The organism is Nocardia halotolerans, from assembly GCF_042650145.1.
Classification (GTDB): domain Bacteria; phylum Actinomycetota; class Actinomycetes; order Mycobacteriales; family Mycobacteriaceae; genus Nocardia; species Nocardia halotolerans.
Window position 1 is genome coordinate 54,192 of the sequence record NZ_JBHSDL010000005.1, and the last position, 13,447, is coordinate 67,638.

25 protein-coding genes are annotated in these 13,447 nt (G+C 65.0%); 6 read left to right on the top strand and 19 right to left on the bottom strand.

The genetic code is table 11. From position 1 onward, the window contains the following. From ACFO5K_RS04165 to ACFO5K_RS04175, 3 genes are read left to right on the top strand one after another with little or no spacing between them, the layout of a single operon-like run. Positions 1–228, top strand: coding sequence for a hypothetical protein (locus ACFO5K_RS04165; RefSeq protein ID WP_378555912.1), 228 nt, complete (start codon positions 1–3; stop codon positions 226–228). Further along, complete coding sequence (locus ACFO5K_RS04170) at positions 225–644, top strand: DUF2493 domain-containing protein (protein WP_378555914.1); 420 nt, start codon at positions 225–227, stop codon at positions 642–644. Before ACFO5K_RS04165 ends, ACFO5K_RS04170 begins: the two co-directional genes overlap by 4 nt. A gap of 33 nt (positions 645–677) precedes the next feature. Next, complete coding sequence (locus tag ACFO5K_RS04175) at positions 678–1,394, top strand: TIGR02391 family protein (protein ID WP_378555916.1); 717 nt, start codon at positions 678–680, stop codon at positions 1,392–1,394. A 69-nt stretch (positions 1,395–1,463) separates the two neighbouring features. On the opposite strand, the gene ACFO5K_RS04180 is transcribed toward ACFO5K_RS04175, so the two are convergent. From ACFO5K_RS04180 to ACFO5K_RS04200, 5 genes are all read right to left on the bottom strand, one after another. After that, complete coding sequence (locus ACFO5K_RS04180) at positions 1,464–3,248, bottom strand: hypothetical protein (protein WP_378555918.1); 1,785 nt, start codon at positions 3,246–3,248, stop codon at positions 1,464–1,466. A 120-nt stretch (positions 3,249–3,368) separates the two neighbouring features. Continuing rightward, positions 3,369–3,854: a hypothetical protein gene (locus ACFO5K_RS04185; protein WP_378555919.1), complete on the bottom strand. Its 486-nt coding sequence runs from the start codon at positions 3,852–3,854 to the stop codon at positions 3,369–3,371. Positions 3,855–4,264: 410 nt separating this feature from the next. Then, positions 4,265–4,504, bottom strand: a complete 240-nt coding sequence (locus ACFO5K_RS04190; protein WP_378555921.1) for a hypothetical protein — start codon at positions 4,502–4,504, stop codon at positions 4,265–4,267. Positions 4,505–4,682: 178 nt separating this feature from the next. Next, positions 4,683–4,913: a helix-turn-helix domain-containing protein gene (locus ACFO5K_RS04195; RefSeq protein WP_378555923.1), complete on the bottom strand. Its 231-nt coding sequence runs from the start codon at positions 4,911–4,913 to the stop codon at positions 4,683–4,685. After that, on the bottom strand, positions 4,910–5,425 hold the full coding sequence (locus ACFO5K_RS04200; RefSeq protein WP_378555925.1) for a hypothetical protein: 516 nt from the start codon (positions 5,423–5,425) through the stop codon (positions 4,910–4,912). Before ACFO5K_RS04200 ends, ACFO5K_RS04195 begins: the two co-directional genes overlap by 4 nt. A 363-nt stretch (positions 5,426–5,788) precedes the next feature. Here ACFO5K_RS04200 and ACFO5K_RS04205 point away from each other — a divergent pair, with 363 nt between their 5' ends. Beyond that, the gene (locus ACFO5K_RS04205; protein ID WP_378555927.1) at positions 5,789–6,640 is read left to right on the top strand and encodes a hypothetical protein; all 852 of its coding nucleotides are present in this window, start codon (positions 5,789–5,791) and stop codon (positions 6,638–6,640) included. Here ACFO5K_RS04205 and ACFO5K_RS04210 read toward each other — a convergent pair. The 14 genes from ACFO5K_RS04210 to ACFO5K_RS04275 form a co-directional block, all read right to left on the bottom strand. Further along, on the bottom strand, positions 6,637–7,170 hold the full coding sequence (locus tag ACFO5K_RS04210) for an NUDIX hydrolase (RefSeq protein ID WP_378555929.1): 534 nt from the start codon (positions 7,168–7,170) through the stop codon (positions 6,637–6,639). The genes ACFO5K_RS04205 and ACFO5K_RS04210 overlap by 4 nt on opposite strands. Before the next feature lie 54 nt (positions 7,171–7,224). Then, positions 7,225–7,500, bottom strand: a complete 276-nt coding sequence (locus tag ACFO5K_RS04215; protein ID WP_378555931.1) for a hypothetical protein — start codon at positions 7,498–7,500, stop codon at positions 7,225–7,227. Positions 7,501–7,572: 72 nt separating this feature from the next. After that, on the bottom strand, positions 7,573–7,809 hold the full coding sequence (locus tag ACFO5K_RS04220) for a hypothetical protein (RefSeq protein ID WP_378555933.1): 237 nt from the start codon (positions 7,807–7,809) through the stop codon (positions 7,573–7,575). A gap of 77 nt (positions 7,810–7,886) precedes the next feature. Further along, a complete protein-coding gene (locus ACFO5K_RS04225) occupies positions 7,887–8,219 on the bottom strand; it encodes a hypothetical protein (RefSeq protein ID WP_378555935.1) in 333 nt (110 codons plus the stop codon). Between the two features lie 149 nt (positions 8,220–8,368). Beyond that, positions 8,369–8,644 (bottom strand): hypothetical protein, encoded by a 276-nt coding sequence (locus ACFO5K_RS04230; RefSeq protein WP_378555937.1) that lies wholly within the window; start codon positions 8,642–8,644, stop codon positions 8,369–8,371. Between the two features lie 84 nt (positions 8,645–8,728). Next, positions 8,729–8,866, bottom strand: a complete 138-nt coding sequence (locus ACFO5K_RS04235; RefSeq protein ID WP_378555939.1) for a hypothetical protein — start codon at positions 8,864–8,866, stop codon at positions 8,729–8,731. A 418-nt stretch (positions 8,867–9,284) separates the two neighbouring features. Continuing rightward, positions 9,285–9,464: a hypothetical protein gene (locus ACFO5K_RS04240; RefSeq protein WP_378555941.1), complete on the bottom strand. Its 180-nt coding sequence runs from the start codon at positions 9,462–9,464 to the stop codon at positions 9,285–9,287. Beyond that, positions 9,461–10,147 carry an HAD domain-containing protein gene (locus ACFO5K_RS04245; protein WP_378555943.1) on the bottom strand — a complete coding sequence of 229 codons (687 nt, stop codon included), beginning with the start codon at positions 10,145–10,147 and terminating at the stop codon, positions 9,461–9,463. Before ACFO5K_RS04245 ends, ACFO5K_RS04240 begins: the two co-directional genes overlap by 4 nt. Before the next feature lie 24 nt (positions 10,148–10,171). Next, complete coding sequence (locus ACFO5K_RS04250; RefSeq protein WP_378555945.1) at positions 10,172–10,507, bottom strand: hypothetical protein; 336 nt, start codon at positions 10,505–10,507, stop codon at positions 10,172–10,174. Then, a complete protein-coding gene (locus tag ACFO5K_RS04255; RefSeq protein ID WP_378555947.1) occupies positions 10,500–10,805 on the bottom strand; it encodes a hypothetical protein in 306 nt (101 codons plus the stop codon). Before ACFO5K_RS04255 ends, ACFO5K_RS04250 begins: the two co-directional genes overlap by 8 nt. A gap of 153 nt (positions 10,806–10,958) precedes the next feature. Next, positions 10,959–11,351 carry a hypothetical protein gene (locus ACFO5K_RS04260; RefSeq protein ID WP_378555949.1) on the bottom strand — a complete coding sequence of 131 codons (393 nt, stop codon included), beginning with the start codon at positions 11,349–11,351 and terminating at the stop codon, positions 10,959–10,961. 137 nt (positions 11,352–11,488) lie between these two features. Beyond that, positions 11,489–11,731 (bottom strand): hypothetical protein, encoded by a 243-nt coding sequence (locus ACFO5K_RS04265; protein ID WP_378555951.1) that lies wholly within the window; start codon positions 11,729–11,731, stop codon positions 11,489–11,491. A gap of 178 nt (positions 11,732–11,909) precedes the next feature. Next, the gene (locus ACFO5K_RS04270) at positions 11,910–12,167 is read right to left on the bottom strand and encodes a hypothetical protein (RefSeq protein ID WP_378555953.1); all 258 of its coding nucleotides are present in this window, start codon (positions 12,165–12,167) and stop codon (positions 11,910–11,912) included. A gap of 193 nt (positions 12,168–12,360) precedes the next feature. Next, positions 12,361–12,750: a hypothetical protein gene (locus ACFO5K_RS04275; RefSeq protein ID WP_378555955.1), complete on the bottom strand. Its 390-nt coding sequence runs from the start codon at positions 12,748–12,750 to the stop codon at positions 12,361–12,363. A gap of 281 nt (positions 12,751–13,031) precedes the next feature. On the opposite strand from ACFO5K_RS04275, the gene ACFO5K_RS04280 reads away from it, so the two are divergent. Then, complete coding sequence (locus tag ACFO5K_RS04280) at positions 13,032–13,154, top strand: hypothetical protein (RefSeq protein ID WP_378555957.1); 123 nt, start codon at positions 13,032–13,034, stop codon at positions 13,152–13,154. Beyond that, positions 13,151–13,444, top strand: a complete 294-nt coding sequence (locus ACFO5K_RS04285) for a hypothetical protein (RefSeq protein ID WP_378555959.1) — start codon at positions 13,151–13,153, stop codon at positions 13,442–13,444. The genes ACFO5K_RS04280 and ACFO5K_RS04285 overlap by 4 nt, the downstream gene beginning before the upstream one ends. Positions 13,445–13,447: the final 3 nt, after the last annotated feature.

Here is a 13,447-nt window from a genome sequence, read left to right on the forward strand (position 1 = left end):
GTGAGCCTGTTCGATGATGACCTTGCCGAGGACATGAAGGACCCGGAATTCCGGCGCGAGTACATCGCGAACACGTTGCGCATCAACATGCTCCACCAACTCGGCCGGTGTGGCATGGACGGCGGCGGATCCGTCGGCGTCGACTCCAACACCGGTTACGACGGTGACGCCACCATCGACTGCTACCAGCTCGCCGACGCCGTACTGCGCGCAATCGACAGCGCATGAAGCGGCTGCTCGTCACCGGATCGCGGAACTGGTCGGATCGTCAGGCGATCCGGGATGCGGTCGCCGCGGCATGGCGGCACCTGCAGCCCGGCCCGATCGTCCTTGTGCACGGGGCGGCCGACGGCGCAGACAGCATTGCCGCCGACATCTGGGGCAGCGCAGGACTTCCCGTAGAATCTCACCCCGCCGACTGGGGCCACTGCGACACCACGTGCAAGCACGTACCGCGGGCCCGTCGTGACGGCACCCCGTACTGCCCGGCCGCCGGACCACGCCGCAACCTGGAGATGATCCGTGCCGGCGCCGACCTGTGCTTGGCGTTCCCGCTCGGCAAGGCGATCGGCACCCAACACTGCATCAGGCACGCCCGCGCCGCCGGAATCCCCGTCTGGGAGCGGTCAGCGCGGATCCTCTAATTGATGTCGTACCCCGGGTGTACGGTTCGGCAGATGATCCGTGGAATGAACATCCGCGCCACCCCGATGAAGGTGAAGCGCGTGGAGCCCAACGGCGAAGTTCGCGAATTCGACATCGAGGGAGTCGACCTCACCAACGGTGATGTGACCTTCGCAGTCGACGCCGACATCGAAGCTGGCGACCAGGTCAGCTACGACCTACCCAACGGCAAAACCAAAACCCTCGAACTGATCTCGGTTGACGTCATGCGGAGCCCATTCCGAGGCGGCAGCAATCTCGACCACACAGGGGCAAAATACCGTGTGGTCGACGCTGTCAACGCGATCAGGCCACCACAGCGTATCGACATCCCCGGCCTACATCCCGATATCTCGGCGGTGGCTGGTCGCCCATTCGCGCAAGGCAACTACGACAGCGCAGTGTTCGATGCTTTCAAAGTAGTGGAAGACCGCGTGCAGACACTGACCGGTAGTAATCAGAGTGGGAAACCGTTGATGACTTCGGTGTTCAACGAGCAGCAGCCCAAGCTTGATACCTCATCGGCAAAGGCAGGGGCCCGCCAGCGCAACGACGAACTAGAGGGGTTCAAATTCCTGTTCCTGGGTGCAGCTCAAGGGTTGAGGAATCCGCGAGGGCACGGAGGCCCCCTCCATACGTCCGAGGACGAAGCCCGAGAAATGCTGGGGCTTGCAAGCCTCTTGATGCGTGGCCTCGATCGGGCGGACCAAAGGCTGCACACCCAGCAGTAAGGCGACCCCCGGAGCCACCTCTCGGGCTCCGGGGTACCGCGGCCGACGAACGATTCCCAGCCTGTGGGGTCACCGGCCGCGGTCGATGCCGCGCCCGATATCACGCCCAGGGTTCTCCCGGGACCTGGACTTCCCCTGCTCAGGGGTACGCTCCCGCACCAATTCGCGCTGCCGTTCCAATGCTTCCTGCTTGCGTTCGCGCTCCTCCCGCGACAACGCCACACCAGGTGCAACCTTGCCTCGCGCGATCATCTGCTCCGAGTGCGTCTGACCCAGATCCCTGCCGCTCTCGACTGACCGGATCTGTTTGGCGAGGGCTACTTCCCGACTTTCTCGATCCACGTAGCAGGTGCGGTCTCCGAGCTCGACAACAAACGCCCGCCCCGACTCGTCGGTGCGAACAGGAGTATGGGCGAGCGCATCCACCACCTGGGCGTCGATACCCCTCTCAACGAGACGATCCGGGTCCAACTGCAACGCCTGCGCCAACTCCTGCGACGACCGTTCCCGGTGGAGGTCCTCCATGCGGTCGACACCACGGGCTTTACCCTGCTCCAACGCGACCCGCTCCAACTGCCGGTTGTGGTCGGCGACCAACCGAGCCATCCGCTCCCGGTTCTCCCGCTCCCGAGCCTCCCGCGCTTCCACCTCACGCGCCTGCCGTTGCTCGCGTTCCTCCCGCGCCCGCACCACACCCTCAGCCTCGACCACACGATCAACCGTCACCACCTTGTCCGGGTGATCGAGCTGTCGCGCCAACACCACCTCAGCCACAGCCCGATGCACCTCAGACGGCAACTCCAACCTGGCCAACGCGTCCCGCTGCCGGGCCTCGACCTCCTTCCGAACTATCACCCGCGCCGACTCGGTCATAGACCGGTGGATCGCTGCCGCCGTCGGATCGAGGCCGGGGGGATCAGGTTGGCGCCCCAACATTTTCACGGGCACCATGTCACGCGCTGTCGACACCGCCGATACCACGATCTCGCGGTCCACCGTCGCCAGCCTGTCCAGCAGTGCACGCTGCCGGTCCTCACGCTGCTGGGCTTGGACCCGCTCAACGATCTGCGACTCTTTCAGTCGGAGCTGGGCGCCTTCGCGGGCAATCTTGTCGCGCTCCCTGGTGATCTGCTTATCGACCTCCACCAGGTTCGCGAGCTCGAGCCGCGACCCGACAAGCACCTCCAAACCGATCGGGGCACCACGCTCTTTCGCCTTCTCGATCTCCTCAGCAAAGCGTTCCAGAGCGCGCGGTGCCACCTGCAACTCCGGTGCGCTTCGCACCTTCTCGATCAGGTGCCCGAGCCGTTCTACAGCTTTCGCGTGCGCGATAGGGCGGCCCGCATCGAGGTACCGCCGGAACTCTGACTCCGACAGCTCGATCACCTTGAACCGGCCCGGAAACTCCTTCTCCAGTTTGCGGGCTTCACGCATCACCTCCACGGCCGGAGGGCGCGCGGCACGAACGATGTACTCGGAAACATCGCGGGTCGTACCGCTACTGAGTAGTGCGCGTTCCTTCGCCAGCTGTTCCTGCCCCTTGGCGATGGTGACGCCACCGGCCTTGTACTCGGTGGTGTTGGTGACGACTTCACGACCGGCCTGCTTCAGGACCTGCGCGCTATCGTGCTGTCGGACACCGTGGCCGGGAACCGGCTGGCGATACTCTTGCAGCCACCCCTTTTCCGGGGTGCGGTCGTGGAGGTGCTGGTGGCCGTAGGCCAGCATGTCGTGCAGTGTTTTCGCGTCGCCCCACAACTCGACTGCCCGTTCCCAGGACGCCGGGTTGCGGATGTGTTCGAGCTGCTTGGCGGTAATCGAGACCCGTGTGGCCGCTTCGGCGATCTTGGCCATGACGTACGCCTGGTGCCCGCGGTCACCGGCTTCGGTGAGGCCCCGGTCGGTGCGGGGAACGATGTCGCCGCGGGGCGGCTCAGGTGCCTCGGGGCCGGTCACTGACCAGCCCAGGCGGGACTACTGGTAGACGGGTGTATCCCAGTTGACGAGGGCGTCCAGTTGCCGCACGAGGGTGTCCGGTTCCCTGCCGAAGATAACGCGACGAATCGACTCGGCTGGGTCAATGTACACACCGATACCGGGGAATTCGAGGGCTGCGCCGATCGGGTTGCCAGTGAGAATCCGCAGCCATACCCATTTCCCGGCGCCGACGGCGCGCAGATAGGTGTGGCCGATGGCGCGGGCAGCGAGGTCGAGATACACCATTTCCTCGTCGGTGACCGTCTCGCCGGGGTCCGGGAACCGTGCCAGCGCTGCGTCCTCGATCGCTGCCAATCCTGCCGGTGTCCAAGGGTCGTCCAAGTCGGCGAGGCCGGGCACCAAGGTGACGAACTGGGCGAGGTCGTCGGCCTCGGCAGCAAGCCACGCCCGGAACTCGGGCGATCGCTGCTGTCGGTCGTGGCGTTTGCGTTCGATCTCGCTGTACGGTCGGTCTTCGCCCACGGGGTGAACCTTTCGCGAGTGGTGGCGAGCGTGGTTCGTGCTTCGGTCATCGTATCCGCCGAGAATTCGTTGGGATAGAACAGGCAACCCCCGAAACCCGCTGATGGCGAGGTTCCGGGGGTCACCATCACCCCGGCCAACTTGTGACGGAAGCACCGGGGGAGTGTGGGGTCAGGTCACTGGTAGTCGACCTTCAGAAACACCCTGATCACGCCTTCGCCCTGAGATGACGTGCCGTACAGTCCGAGCGGGTCCCTGGTCGGTTCCGCCGGGTTGCTGTTGCCGCCAGAGTGTCCGTCAGGGCCTGGGGCCGGGAGGTGCCGCATTATGTGTTCGTCTCCTTCATTTGTTGGGGTGACGCTCGGTTTAGGGGGTCGGTGACCGACCACGAATGGTGAACTCGGGGGTGTTCACAGGACGGTGCCGATCGCACGACCATCACTCGACGGCCGCCATGCGGGCGCACCCGACACCTCGTGCACACGAACCAAACCCATCTCCACCAACTGCTGCAGATAAACCTCGGTCTGGTGCACGGAATGGTGCAGTTGTGTAGCCAAATCGGTGGTGGTGATCGGCGCGACCGGGGACAGCGTGCACAGGCTGGTCAAAACCCAGTCCTGACAGCGAGTCAAATGCTCCTCGCTCATCGGCCCACCTGTTGTGCGCGTTCGTCGAGGACCATCCGTTTCGACTCCACCAACACGGCGCGGGCACGACGACGGCACCGGCACGTGGCGACATCACACTCCAGATGGACCTGCATCGCCCGGTGCGCTTGAGCGGCGGTCAGCGGGCCGGGGTCGCGGTTGCAGAACAACAGAACGGTCACTGCTCTGCCCTATTCCGTCGCAACACCGGAACGACATCCCACCCACCATCCAAATGCTGGGACACGCACCCACTGCGCGCCAACGTCGCCAACGCCTCACGCACCTGCGCCACCGGGGCACCCAACTTGGTTGCCAGCTCAGCCGGAGTGTGTGACCCAGCAGGTTTGAGGAAATCGAGCACCTCAACCGTGAGCGCGGTCAACGACCGGGTTTCCGCGTCGATCACGAGACCCGCCTAACCCGGTACGCACTCCACTGCCCACACGCATTACGCATCACGAGCCGCTTCGCACGCAACGACTCCACAGCCTCCTCAATCTCATGCCGGGGGCGATGCAAAATCGCGGCGAGCGTGCCGGGATACAGAAGACGCCCGCGCTGGCTGAGCGCCTCCATCACCCGGGATTCCAATGTGGTCATATCTATTCCCCATTCGGCCGACAGCCTGTAGGTCGGGCAACCCTCAAATTTCGAGGTCGCACCAAGCACACCCCGCACCACCAGTCCCGCGGTAGGCGTGTGCACCGGGCGCATGTGTGCACAGGGGGTGTGCACCAAACCCGTTTCGTAGCCACCACGTTCACGCCGTGCCACACTCCGTACATGGGACGCAAACCAAAGCAACCCAACCGGCAACTCGCCGAACTCCTCGACGAAACCGGTGTGCTCCGGAAAAGCCTCGCCCGCCGCGTCGTAGAGCGCGGGCGAGCAGTAGGTGTAGACCTCGCCTACGACCACACATCCGTCGGCCGGTGGCTCGCCGGCGAACAACCGATGCCGCCCGCACCGTCACTGATCGCCGAAGTGATGACCGAACTAGCCGGGCGCCGTATCCTGCCGGCTGACTGCGGCATGACACCCTGCGACGCCGCAGACCTCGGACTGGAGTTCTCGTTGTCCCTCACAGAGGCGACGGCCGCGGCGACCGCACTGTGGCGTGGTGATGTTGAACGGCGCCGGTATCTGCAAGATTCTGCCTACGCCGTAGCGGTGTACCCGGCAGCGAGTATGAGGTGGCTGACATTGCCCGGACCTGAACACCCGGCGTCCTCGTCCGGCATGCGCCGGATCGGGCAAGGCGACGTCGATGGGGTGCGCACCATGACACGTGTGTTCGCCGACCTCGACAACAGTGTCGGTGGTGGCCGCATCCGCAGCACCGTCGTCCACTACCTGCACACATCGGTCGCGCCCCTGCTGCACGGCACGTACGGGGAGGATGTGGGGCGCAGACTGTTCGGTGCGACAGCGGAGATGATGAAACTCGCGGGGTGGGCGGCCTACGACCTCGAGGAACACGGCCTGGCGCAGCGGTACCTGATCCAGTCGCTGCGTATGGCCCGCGCTGCCGGTGATGCAGCGCTCGGCGCAGAAATACTCGGTGCGATGTCACACCAAGCGACCTACGTGGGCCGACCCGGTGATGCCGTCGACCTCGCCCGCGCCGCCCAGATCGCAGCACGCTCAACAGGTTCAGCGACACTCGAGGCAGGGTGCCTACTCGTTGAAGCTCACGGCCACGCTGCCCGCACGGACCGCAGATTGTTCGGTTCAACGCTGGCCGCCGCAGAACGCGCCTTCGACCGCGAAGATTCGAACCTGCCTGGCTGGTTGACCTACCTCGACTCCGCCTACATGTCAGCCAAGTCCGCCCAATGCTTCCGGGACCTCGGCGACCACAAGCGTGCCGCGGAGCTGGCGTTGCAGTCACTCAACATGTCCGACGGGTACCAGCGGGGCAAGACGTTCAACCTGTGCCTGCTCGCCTCAAGCATGGCCGGTGACGACCCGCACGAGGCTGTGCGTGTGGGGGAGCAGGCGCTGGAGTTGGCCGGCGGGGTGGAGTCCAAACGCACCGGCGCTTACCTGCGTGACGTTCGTGCCCGACTGTCCCAGCATGACACGCTGCCCGATGTTGCCGAGTTCCGGAAGCGAGTGATGGCCAGCGTTTAGGTCAGCGACAGCGCCCGGTACACGCCGACGACTGTTGCGGCACCGATGATCTCACCTTGGTCGATCATCCGCATCGCCTCCTGGAGTGTGAACCATCGAACCTCTTCGGCCTCGTTGATGTCGGGGGCTGTGCTGGTGAGTTCGGCGCCGCGGGCGAGGTAGATCTCCTGCGGCTGGTCGAGTGATCCGATCGCGGGCTGGTAGGTGACGAGGTGCTCCATCGAGCACGGGCGCCAGCCGGTCTCCTCCTCGACTTCACGGGCCGCGGCCAGCGCGATGTCCTCCGCCCCGTCGACGTACCCGCCGGGCACTTCCCACACCCACTTGTCGATGATGAACCGGTGCCGTCGCATGAGCAGCACCTCACGGGAGTCGTTGAGTACCAGCGTCATCGCGCACCGCGGCATACGCGCCACGTACTGGGTGAAGCGGACGCCGTCGGGCAGCTCGATATCCACTGTCTTGAGCTGGATGTGGCGGTTCTCGTCCACCGTGTGCTCGCCGAGGATCTTCCACTGTGTATCGCTCACCTCCTCGACGGTAGTGGTCTGTCTGTCTGTGCGCACAGATAGTGCGCACGCGGCCTACCGTGCGCGTCCGTCGAATGCGCGGTGGTCGCAGCCGTCGACTACGGGTGGCCAGTAGATGATGGTGTCGCACCGCCTGCAGGTGTGGGTGCGGTGGTGACCACCCACAGTCTGGCAGGCTGTGGTGCCGACGATGACCCGGTTGGGGCCTAGGCGGTGGCCTTCGGGGCAGTGCATGGGGGACGGCTCAGCCCACATCCCGTTGCGGGTTTTGTAGAGGCGGCCGGGTGTGACGGGGGTGCCGTCGCCGAGGTGCCAGGTGATCGAACGCATGTGCGAATCGTACTTCCAGGGCTATGCATGGAAAAGGCCCCCGCCGCAGCGGGGGCCTTCTTGGTTGGCGGTTCAGGAGCAGCCGTATCCGGTGGGGGTGGTGTCGAGTGCCCATGCGGTGCCGGCGGTGGTCTTGATGCCCCACATGTTGGGGGTGGCGGTGCGCCCGTTGCTGCAGGCGGTGTTGCCGGTGGTGACGTGGACTGGGGTGTTGGCGAAGAGGTCGCTGCCGGCGGGGCGGAGCATGTCGGTGCAGTTGGTGCAGGCGATGTGGGCGGGGCGGGTGGTGCGGGTGGCGGTGGTGGTCATCGGGGGCTCCTTCGCGGCGGCTGTTAACTTACCTTAAACCCTAGGGTTTAAGGCGTCAATGGTTGCACCCACCCGCGTCAGCGCGCCCGCTTCCCGCCCCGCAGAACCTGACTGACATTCTGCGGCGTCGTATCCCAACGCCGACCAATCTCACTGCCGGTCAGCCCGCCGTCGACAAGGCTCTGCCACGTAGCACGCCGGCACGCAGCAACGACGCCACGCACTGCAAGTGCCCGCTCGTCGAGCTCGGCCAACGGGTCGTGACCATCAGTCGGAGCGAGATCGGCAGGGTCGCGGGCGGCGAGCTGGTCGGCTAGGTCGGCCAGGGCGCGGGCCTGTGCGGCGAGGGACTCCCACGGGTCCGCTGGCTCAGGCCGCTCGGGCGGGAATGCGGACATGGGGTCGTGCATCGAATCTCCTGCGGATAGCGGTTGAGGTGGGTAGCGTCGGCGGCACTCCCCGCGCGAGCGGGGATGAGCCCGAGAGTCGACCAGATGACGCTCCCCGTGCTGGCGGGGATCGAAGGCCCCACGCCGAAGCGTGGGGCCTTTCGTGTGTGTCAGCCGAGGCGGCAGGCGAGTTCATCTTCGGCCTGGCCGTGCAGCTTCCATGCCTCGTGCGACTGCTGGGTGAAATGCTTCAGGACCACCTCAGCCTTCAGTACGTCATAGACGACGTCGGCGTAGTCGGAGTCGCCTTCCTCGGCATTGTCGTAGCGTGCCGATGCCTGGTCGTACTCGGCCTGCGCGCGGTCCCGGTAGTCGCTCATTTGGCTGGCACGGATGCGAGCGTCGGTGATGGTCTGCTGCAGCTGGTCAGTGTTGTAGGTGCTCATGGTGTGTCTCCTCAGGTGGGTGCGTGTAGGTAGGGTGACCGGCGGGCCGGGGTAGTTAGGCGCTACCCCGGCCCTCGGTGGTGTCTAGCAGTACTTGCGGAGGTAGCTGCTGGTGGGGGTGATGGCGTGGGCGGTCATCATGTCGAGGATCTCGTGGGCTTCCTGGCGGGTCTTGCCGTGGCCGGTGAGGAACCAGATGGCGTCTGCGGTGCTGAGGTTCATTGTTTTGCCTTTCGGTTGGTGGTTCTTGGTGATGACACAACTGTAAACCCTAGGGTTTAAATTCGTCAAGAGGTTCACCCAACAAACCTGAAATCAGTCCCAAATGCCCGGAACCCCAAGCCATCCCACCGCGTCCAACCAGGCATGACACCCGAAGACCGCGCAGCCCTCATCGAAGCCGGCCACGACCCCGACGACTGGCGAACACAACTCGCCCAAAAATGGGTAGCCCTCATCCTCCGTGAACACGCCCAACAAATCGGCATCCCACCCCGCTACCCAGGACCCCTACCGTGACCCCACCCGCTACACTCAAAACGCCAACACACAAGCATGTGTCAAGCCTGCCGTGCGGCCGATTACCCAATCACGAACGCCCCGAACACAATGTGTTCGGGGCGTTCGGCGTTCCAACACCTCACTCGTCGGCAGCAACCATCAACGTCGTCTTCGCCGACCACGGATACGTACCCGGCGTGTCCTCCACCGACTGAATCAACACCCGCTCCGGATCACCCTCATAATCAACCTCCAACACCTCGAACACCGACGCACCACCCGCATGCAACCGCACACGCGCACCAACCTCGAACCTCATGCCGCCGATCCTGCCACCCCGAACTGACAGGCCCCCCAAGCCTGGAGCGTGTCGAAGTCATCATCGAGCAAACCCTTCGCCGGGTCCACGTAATGCAACAGTGCGAGCGCGGGGTGATGCTGCTCGACGTACCGGCGGTCACGCACAGTGATGTCGTCATCGACCCACACGAACGGGCGCCCCGCGGCGTGCTCGACCAGCTCGGCTGTCTTCCAGAACACCCCATCCGGCCCGAACCGCTTCGTGGACCGCCACTCGACAACCGGCAGCTCCGGCAACCCGATCAGCGGCCCGATCTGGGTGTTCGCGTCGTGCTCCCACGTCGTCGCCCACCACAGGTCGAACACCTCACCCAGGGCGAGCAGCTTCGGCCCATGCTCCGGGTTCAACCACACCCGCAACGGCTTCACCCGCCTCGGCGGACTCGGGTACTCGGCCAGCCATGCCGCGGGCGTCAACCGGTGGGTTTCGTACCCGGCGGGCCGCTTCTCCGGCTTCGCACGCCACGGGTTGAGTACCCCATCAACATCCAAATACAGCAACGGTTTCGACATCACGCGCTCGACCTCGCCAACATGCGGGCTTTCCGCTGTGCATCCGTCGGGACTGCCCAGCGATGCCAACCCTGCTCTTCTGTCCATCGCTGGCAATGCCCCTGCTGATCGATTCCGCACCAACGGCACGAATTGGGGTTCTCGAAGTACTCTTCACGCTCCATGGCCGACCTCCTCGGTGGGGACGTACAGGATGGTGATCGTGCAGCCGAGGGCGTTGTAGTGGCGGAGCAACTGTTCGGAGGTCAAGCCGTCCGGGAAGCTTTCGCCGGTCCATCGCAGCCCCTCAGGCAGCGTCTTACGTTTGAACGGGTCGCAGCGCTTCGGCAACACCACAGAGCCATACGGCAGGGCGTCCAGCTCGGCCGGGTCGGTGATCTCGCGGGCGGGTGGACGCACACCGTGAGCCAGCAGCCAGCGGGCGAGGTCGTCGCTGGACTCCGTGCGGTTCTCGGCGATCAGCACGGCCAGGGTGTCGCGGTCACTCATCGGTGGCCTCCTCGGTGGGGACGAACAGGTCTTGGTCATCGAGGTAGTAGGCGGTGCGCGGGTTGTCGGCGTGGACGAGGACCAGGCGGCGAGCACGGGTGATCATGTCGGGGCTGATGATGTCCTTCGTCACGCTGGCCAGTGCGGGCGCGATGTGACTGAAAAGGACGTGCCCCTCGGTGATGTCGTACGGCCACACCATCGCCAAACAGTCAGTGAACGTGCCGCCATCGGTGTAGGTGCCGGTGATCTCCCAGATGGAACCGGGTTCAGGGGAGTTCCAGGGCTGTGCGGTCATCGGGTGGCCTCCTTCTTGAGGTATTCGGGTGGGATGGGCTTGTGGCGAACCCACCTGGATGTGTGGACCCACGCGTGCGTCATCCCGATGACGCCGCGCGCCTTGTCCCAGTTGATGAGGTGGATCGGCTTCCCGCACGCCACGCAACGCTGCTCAGCCACGACTGGCCTTCTCTGTGGGGACGGAGACCAGTGTTAGCGCGCCGTATCGTCCGAACAGCTCGTGCGAGTACAGGTGCCCACGATGTGCAACCCAGCTCATCCGATCGCGTTGCCATGGTTTGCCGGTCGCGGCGGCGACGACGATTGCGCCGTTCGGCAGTGCGTCCAGCTCGGCGGCCGTGGTGATCCCACGGGCGGGTGGACGCCAGCCCGCTCGGCGGACGTCGTCTGCGTTCGCCTGCGCGCTGGGCAGCTTCACGACGGTGTACTCGGCGTGGTCGAGTGAGGCTGCCGTGAGGCGTGCAGCGTGCTCAGTCTGCGCGGCGGGCATCTCCGGGTTGAGTGCTGCCAATGCCGCCGCGATCGTGGCCTGGTTGCTATCCATCTCGTTTGTCCTGTTCCTGCTCATGTTTCGGTTTGCGCTTGTACTCGGTGCCCGACGGGATCGGTTGCGCGGCCGACGACTGCCGGAGCTCGTGCCGGCGCCGCCACGCCGCGAGGTCGGGGCGCTCAGCGGGCTGTTCAGTCATCGGCGGCCGTGGTCCCGAACGGGATCTTCGCGATCGTGTACAGGCAGACGGGATCCGATCCGCGGGTGATGCAGGCTATGAAGCCGCCGTCACCAGGGTCACGGTGGAACACCGCTTGTGGGGCAACGAACTTCACCCACTCCTGGGCAGCCTTCTTCGTCGAAATGGCCAGGACGGGCAGGTCGGAGTCGCCATCGCGGGTAGCGGCCTTCGAGACGAGCCAAATGTGCTTCATGGCTGCGCTTTCGGGTGGACGGTGTGCCAAACACCGTGGGCATCCATGTCTTCCACGGGGTCGAACGAGCTGGTCGCGTCATGGTCGTCGGCAGGGTGTGCCTCGTGGAACCACCATCCGCCAGTGGGGCAGTCCTGCCACAGGATGGCGCCGTTGCAGGTGCGGCACGTCGACTCGATCATCGGGTGCCGATCCAGACGCGCGCGTAATCGGCCAGGTCGTACAGCTCGTCCCACCAGCCGTCCCACTCTTCGGTGTCCTCGGCGTGAGCGAGGTGTTCGGCGATGATGTCGTGCACACCATCGAACTCGTGCTGGTCGGCAGTCTTGAACCAACGAGTCCTCTTCAGCCGGGCCACTATCGCGTCGCGGCGCTCAATGAACGTCATATCTGGGTTGTGGAAGGTTGCGCTGAGATCGACCTTCTCGTCCCACACGGGGCGCCCGGTTCGTTTCCGTTCTTGCGCGAGTTGGTGTGTGGCCACGATGTGGTCAACGGTGCGGGGCATTGCTTTCTCCTCGGTCGGTGCTGATGAGTGTGCGGGGGTGTTGGCGGGGTCGGTGGGGGAGCGGCGTTGATCCCTTGCCGCACAACGCTGTGCGGTGACCCCGCCAACAAGTTCGGGTGGTCTAGGCCGCGACGAGGTGCGTGGTGCGCTTGTAGGTGGCGACACCTTCGGTCAGGGCGGGGCAGGTGGGGGAGTAGGCGCGGACCTGGATCGGGTAACCGGAGGTGTTGACCTTCCAGATCAGGAGGGGTTCGCGACCGGTGCGGGCCCGGTAGGCGGGGGCAACTTTCCGGCCGAGCGCGCTGGCGTACTTCGCGGCGAATTCGGTGTCGACGCCCAGGTTTTCGAGGTGGGTGGTGATGGTGACGAGGTCGCCGGCGGTGATGGCGTTGGTGATTCCGGGGCCGTTGCGGTGGGCGACGATCTGCGGTGCGAGTCGGCGGGTGATGGTTTTGCGGGCGGCTTTGAGACCGCGGATCACGGTGTTGGTGAGGGCGGTCAGTGTGTTCACGGCGGCTCCTTCGGCGGGCTGGTGTGGCTTGTGTCACCACATTAGCTGTGGCTTGCAGAAAGTGCAATGCAATGTACTGATTTACCGGCCTGTCTGGCTGGGATGCCGCCAAACATGCAGCGTAGTGGGCGAGTGTGTGCGGCTGGGCGGTCGAGCGCTTTAGGTCACGCTAAGGTAACGACTGCTGCGAACCGCTTGAAAGTGAAGTGCATTGCAATGTACTAATTGTGAAGCACCTCACCACACCGGCTGGCACCCGGACACAGCGAAAGGACCCCACCATGACCACCACCGACCCCCACCCCACCTGCGGACACGAAGACTGCGACACCTGGCGCGCCACCGACGGCAGCTACGTCACCTACTGCCTGTTCACCGCGGGCCCGCTGGAGGTAGCCGCATGAACCCCGACACCACCGCGGTCGCCGGCGTCCTCGGTGTCAGCCCGCTCGACATCCACGGCACCACCGCCGACTCCACAACATTCACCACCGAGTGCGACGACTGCACCGCCACCGGGCTGGTCCGCCTCGAAGCCGAGTACACGCACCGGGCAGGGAACTGGACCGAAACCACCACCCACTGCATCCCGCACGCGGCCGAAGCGATCTGGGCGCTCGACATGGCCGACGCCGCCTCGATCACCGCGATCATCCCCACCACCATGCTCCAGCCCACCGCCCTCGCGGCCTGACCG

What these genes read in the sequence shown, in the direction of transcription:
- ACFO5K_RS04170 (WP_378555914.1), top strand. Translation starts at nt 225, where the DNA reads ATGAAGCGGCTGCTCGTCACCGGATCGCGGAACTGGTCGGATCGTCAG.
- ACFO5K_RS04175 (WP_378555916.1), top strand. Translation starts at nt 678, where the DNA reads ATGATCCGTGGAATGAACATCCGCGCCACCCCGATGAAGGTGAAGCGC.
- ACFO5K_RS04180 (WP_378555918.1), bottom strand. Translation starts at nt 3,248, where the DNA reads ATGGCCAAGATCGCCGAAGCGGCCACACGGGTCTCGATTACCGCCAAG.
- ACFO5K_RS04190 (WP_378555921.1), bottom strand. Translation starts at nt 4,504, where the DNA reads ATGAGCGAGGAGCATTTGACTCGCTGTCAGGACTGGGTTTTGACCAGC.
- ACFO5K_RS04205 (WP_378555927.1), top strand. Translation starts at nt 5,789, where the DNA reads ATGACACGTGTGTTCGCCGACCTCGACAACAGTGTCGGTGGTGGCCGC.
- ACFO5K_RS04215 (WP_378555931.1), bottom strand. Translation starts at nt 7,500, where the DNA reads ATGCGTTCGATCACCTGGCACCTCGGCGACGGCACCCCCGTCACACCC.
- ACFO5K_RS04220 (WP_378555933.1), bottom strand. Translation starts at nt 7,809, where the DNA reads ATGACCACCACCGCCACCCGCACCACCCGCCCCGCCCACATCGCCTGC.
- ACFO5K_RS04225 (WP_378555935.1), bottom strand. Translation starts at nt 8,219, where the DNA reads ATGCACGACCCCATGTCCGCATTCCCGCCCGAGCGGCCTGAGCCAGCG.
- ACFO5K_RS04230 (WP_378555937.1), bottom strand. Translation starts at nt 8,644, where the DNA reads ATGAGCACCTACAACACTGACCAGCTGCAGCAGACCATCACCGACGCT.
- ACFO5K_RS04235 (WP_378555939.1), bottom strand. Translation starts at nt 8,866, where the DNA reads ATGAACCTCAGCACCGCAGACGCCATCTGGTTCCTCACCGGCCACGGC.
- ACFO5K_RS04240 (WP_378555941.1), bottom strand. Translation starts at nt 9,464, where the DNA reads ATGAGGTTCGAGGTTGGTGCGCGTGTGCGGTTGCATGCGGGTGGTGCG.
- ACFO5K_RS04250 (WP_378555945.1), bottom strand. Translation starts at nt 10,507, where the DNA reads ATGAGTGACCGCGACACCCTGGCCGTGCTGATCGCCGAGAACCGCACG.
- ACFO5K_RS04255 (WP_378555947.1), bottom strand. Translation starts at nt 10,805, where the DNA reads ATGACCGCACAGCCCTGGAACTCCCCTGAACCCGGTTCCATCTGGGAG.
- ACFO5K_RS04260 (WP_378555949.1), bottom strand. Translation starts at nt 11,351, where the DNA reads ATGGATAGCAACCAGGCCACGATCGCGGCGGCATTGGCAGCACTCAAC.
- ACFO5K_RS04265 (WP_378555951.1), bottom strand. Translation starts at nt 11,731, where the DNA reads ATGAAGCACATTTGGCTCGTCTCGAAGGCCGCTACCCGCGATGGCGAC.
- ACFO5K_RS04280 (WP_378555957.1), top strand. Translation starts at nt 13,032, where the DNA reads ATGACCACCACCGACCCCCACCCCACCTGCGGACACGAAGACTGCGAC.
- ACFO5K_RS04285 (WP_378555959.1), top strand. Translation starts at nt 13,151, where the DNA reads ATGAACCCCGACACCACCGCGGTCGCCGGCGTCCTCGGTGTCAGCCCG.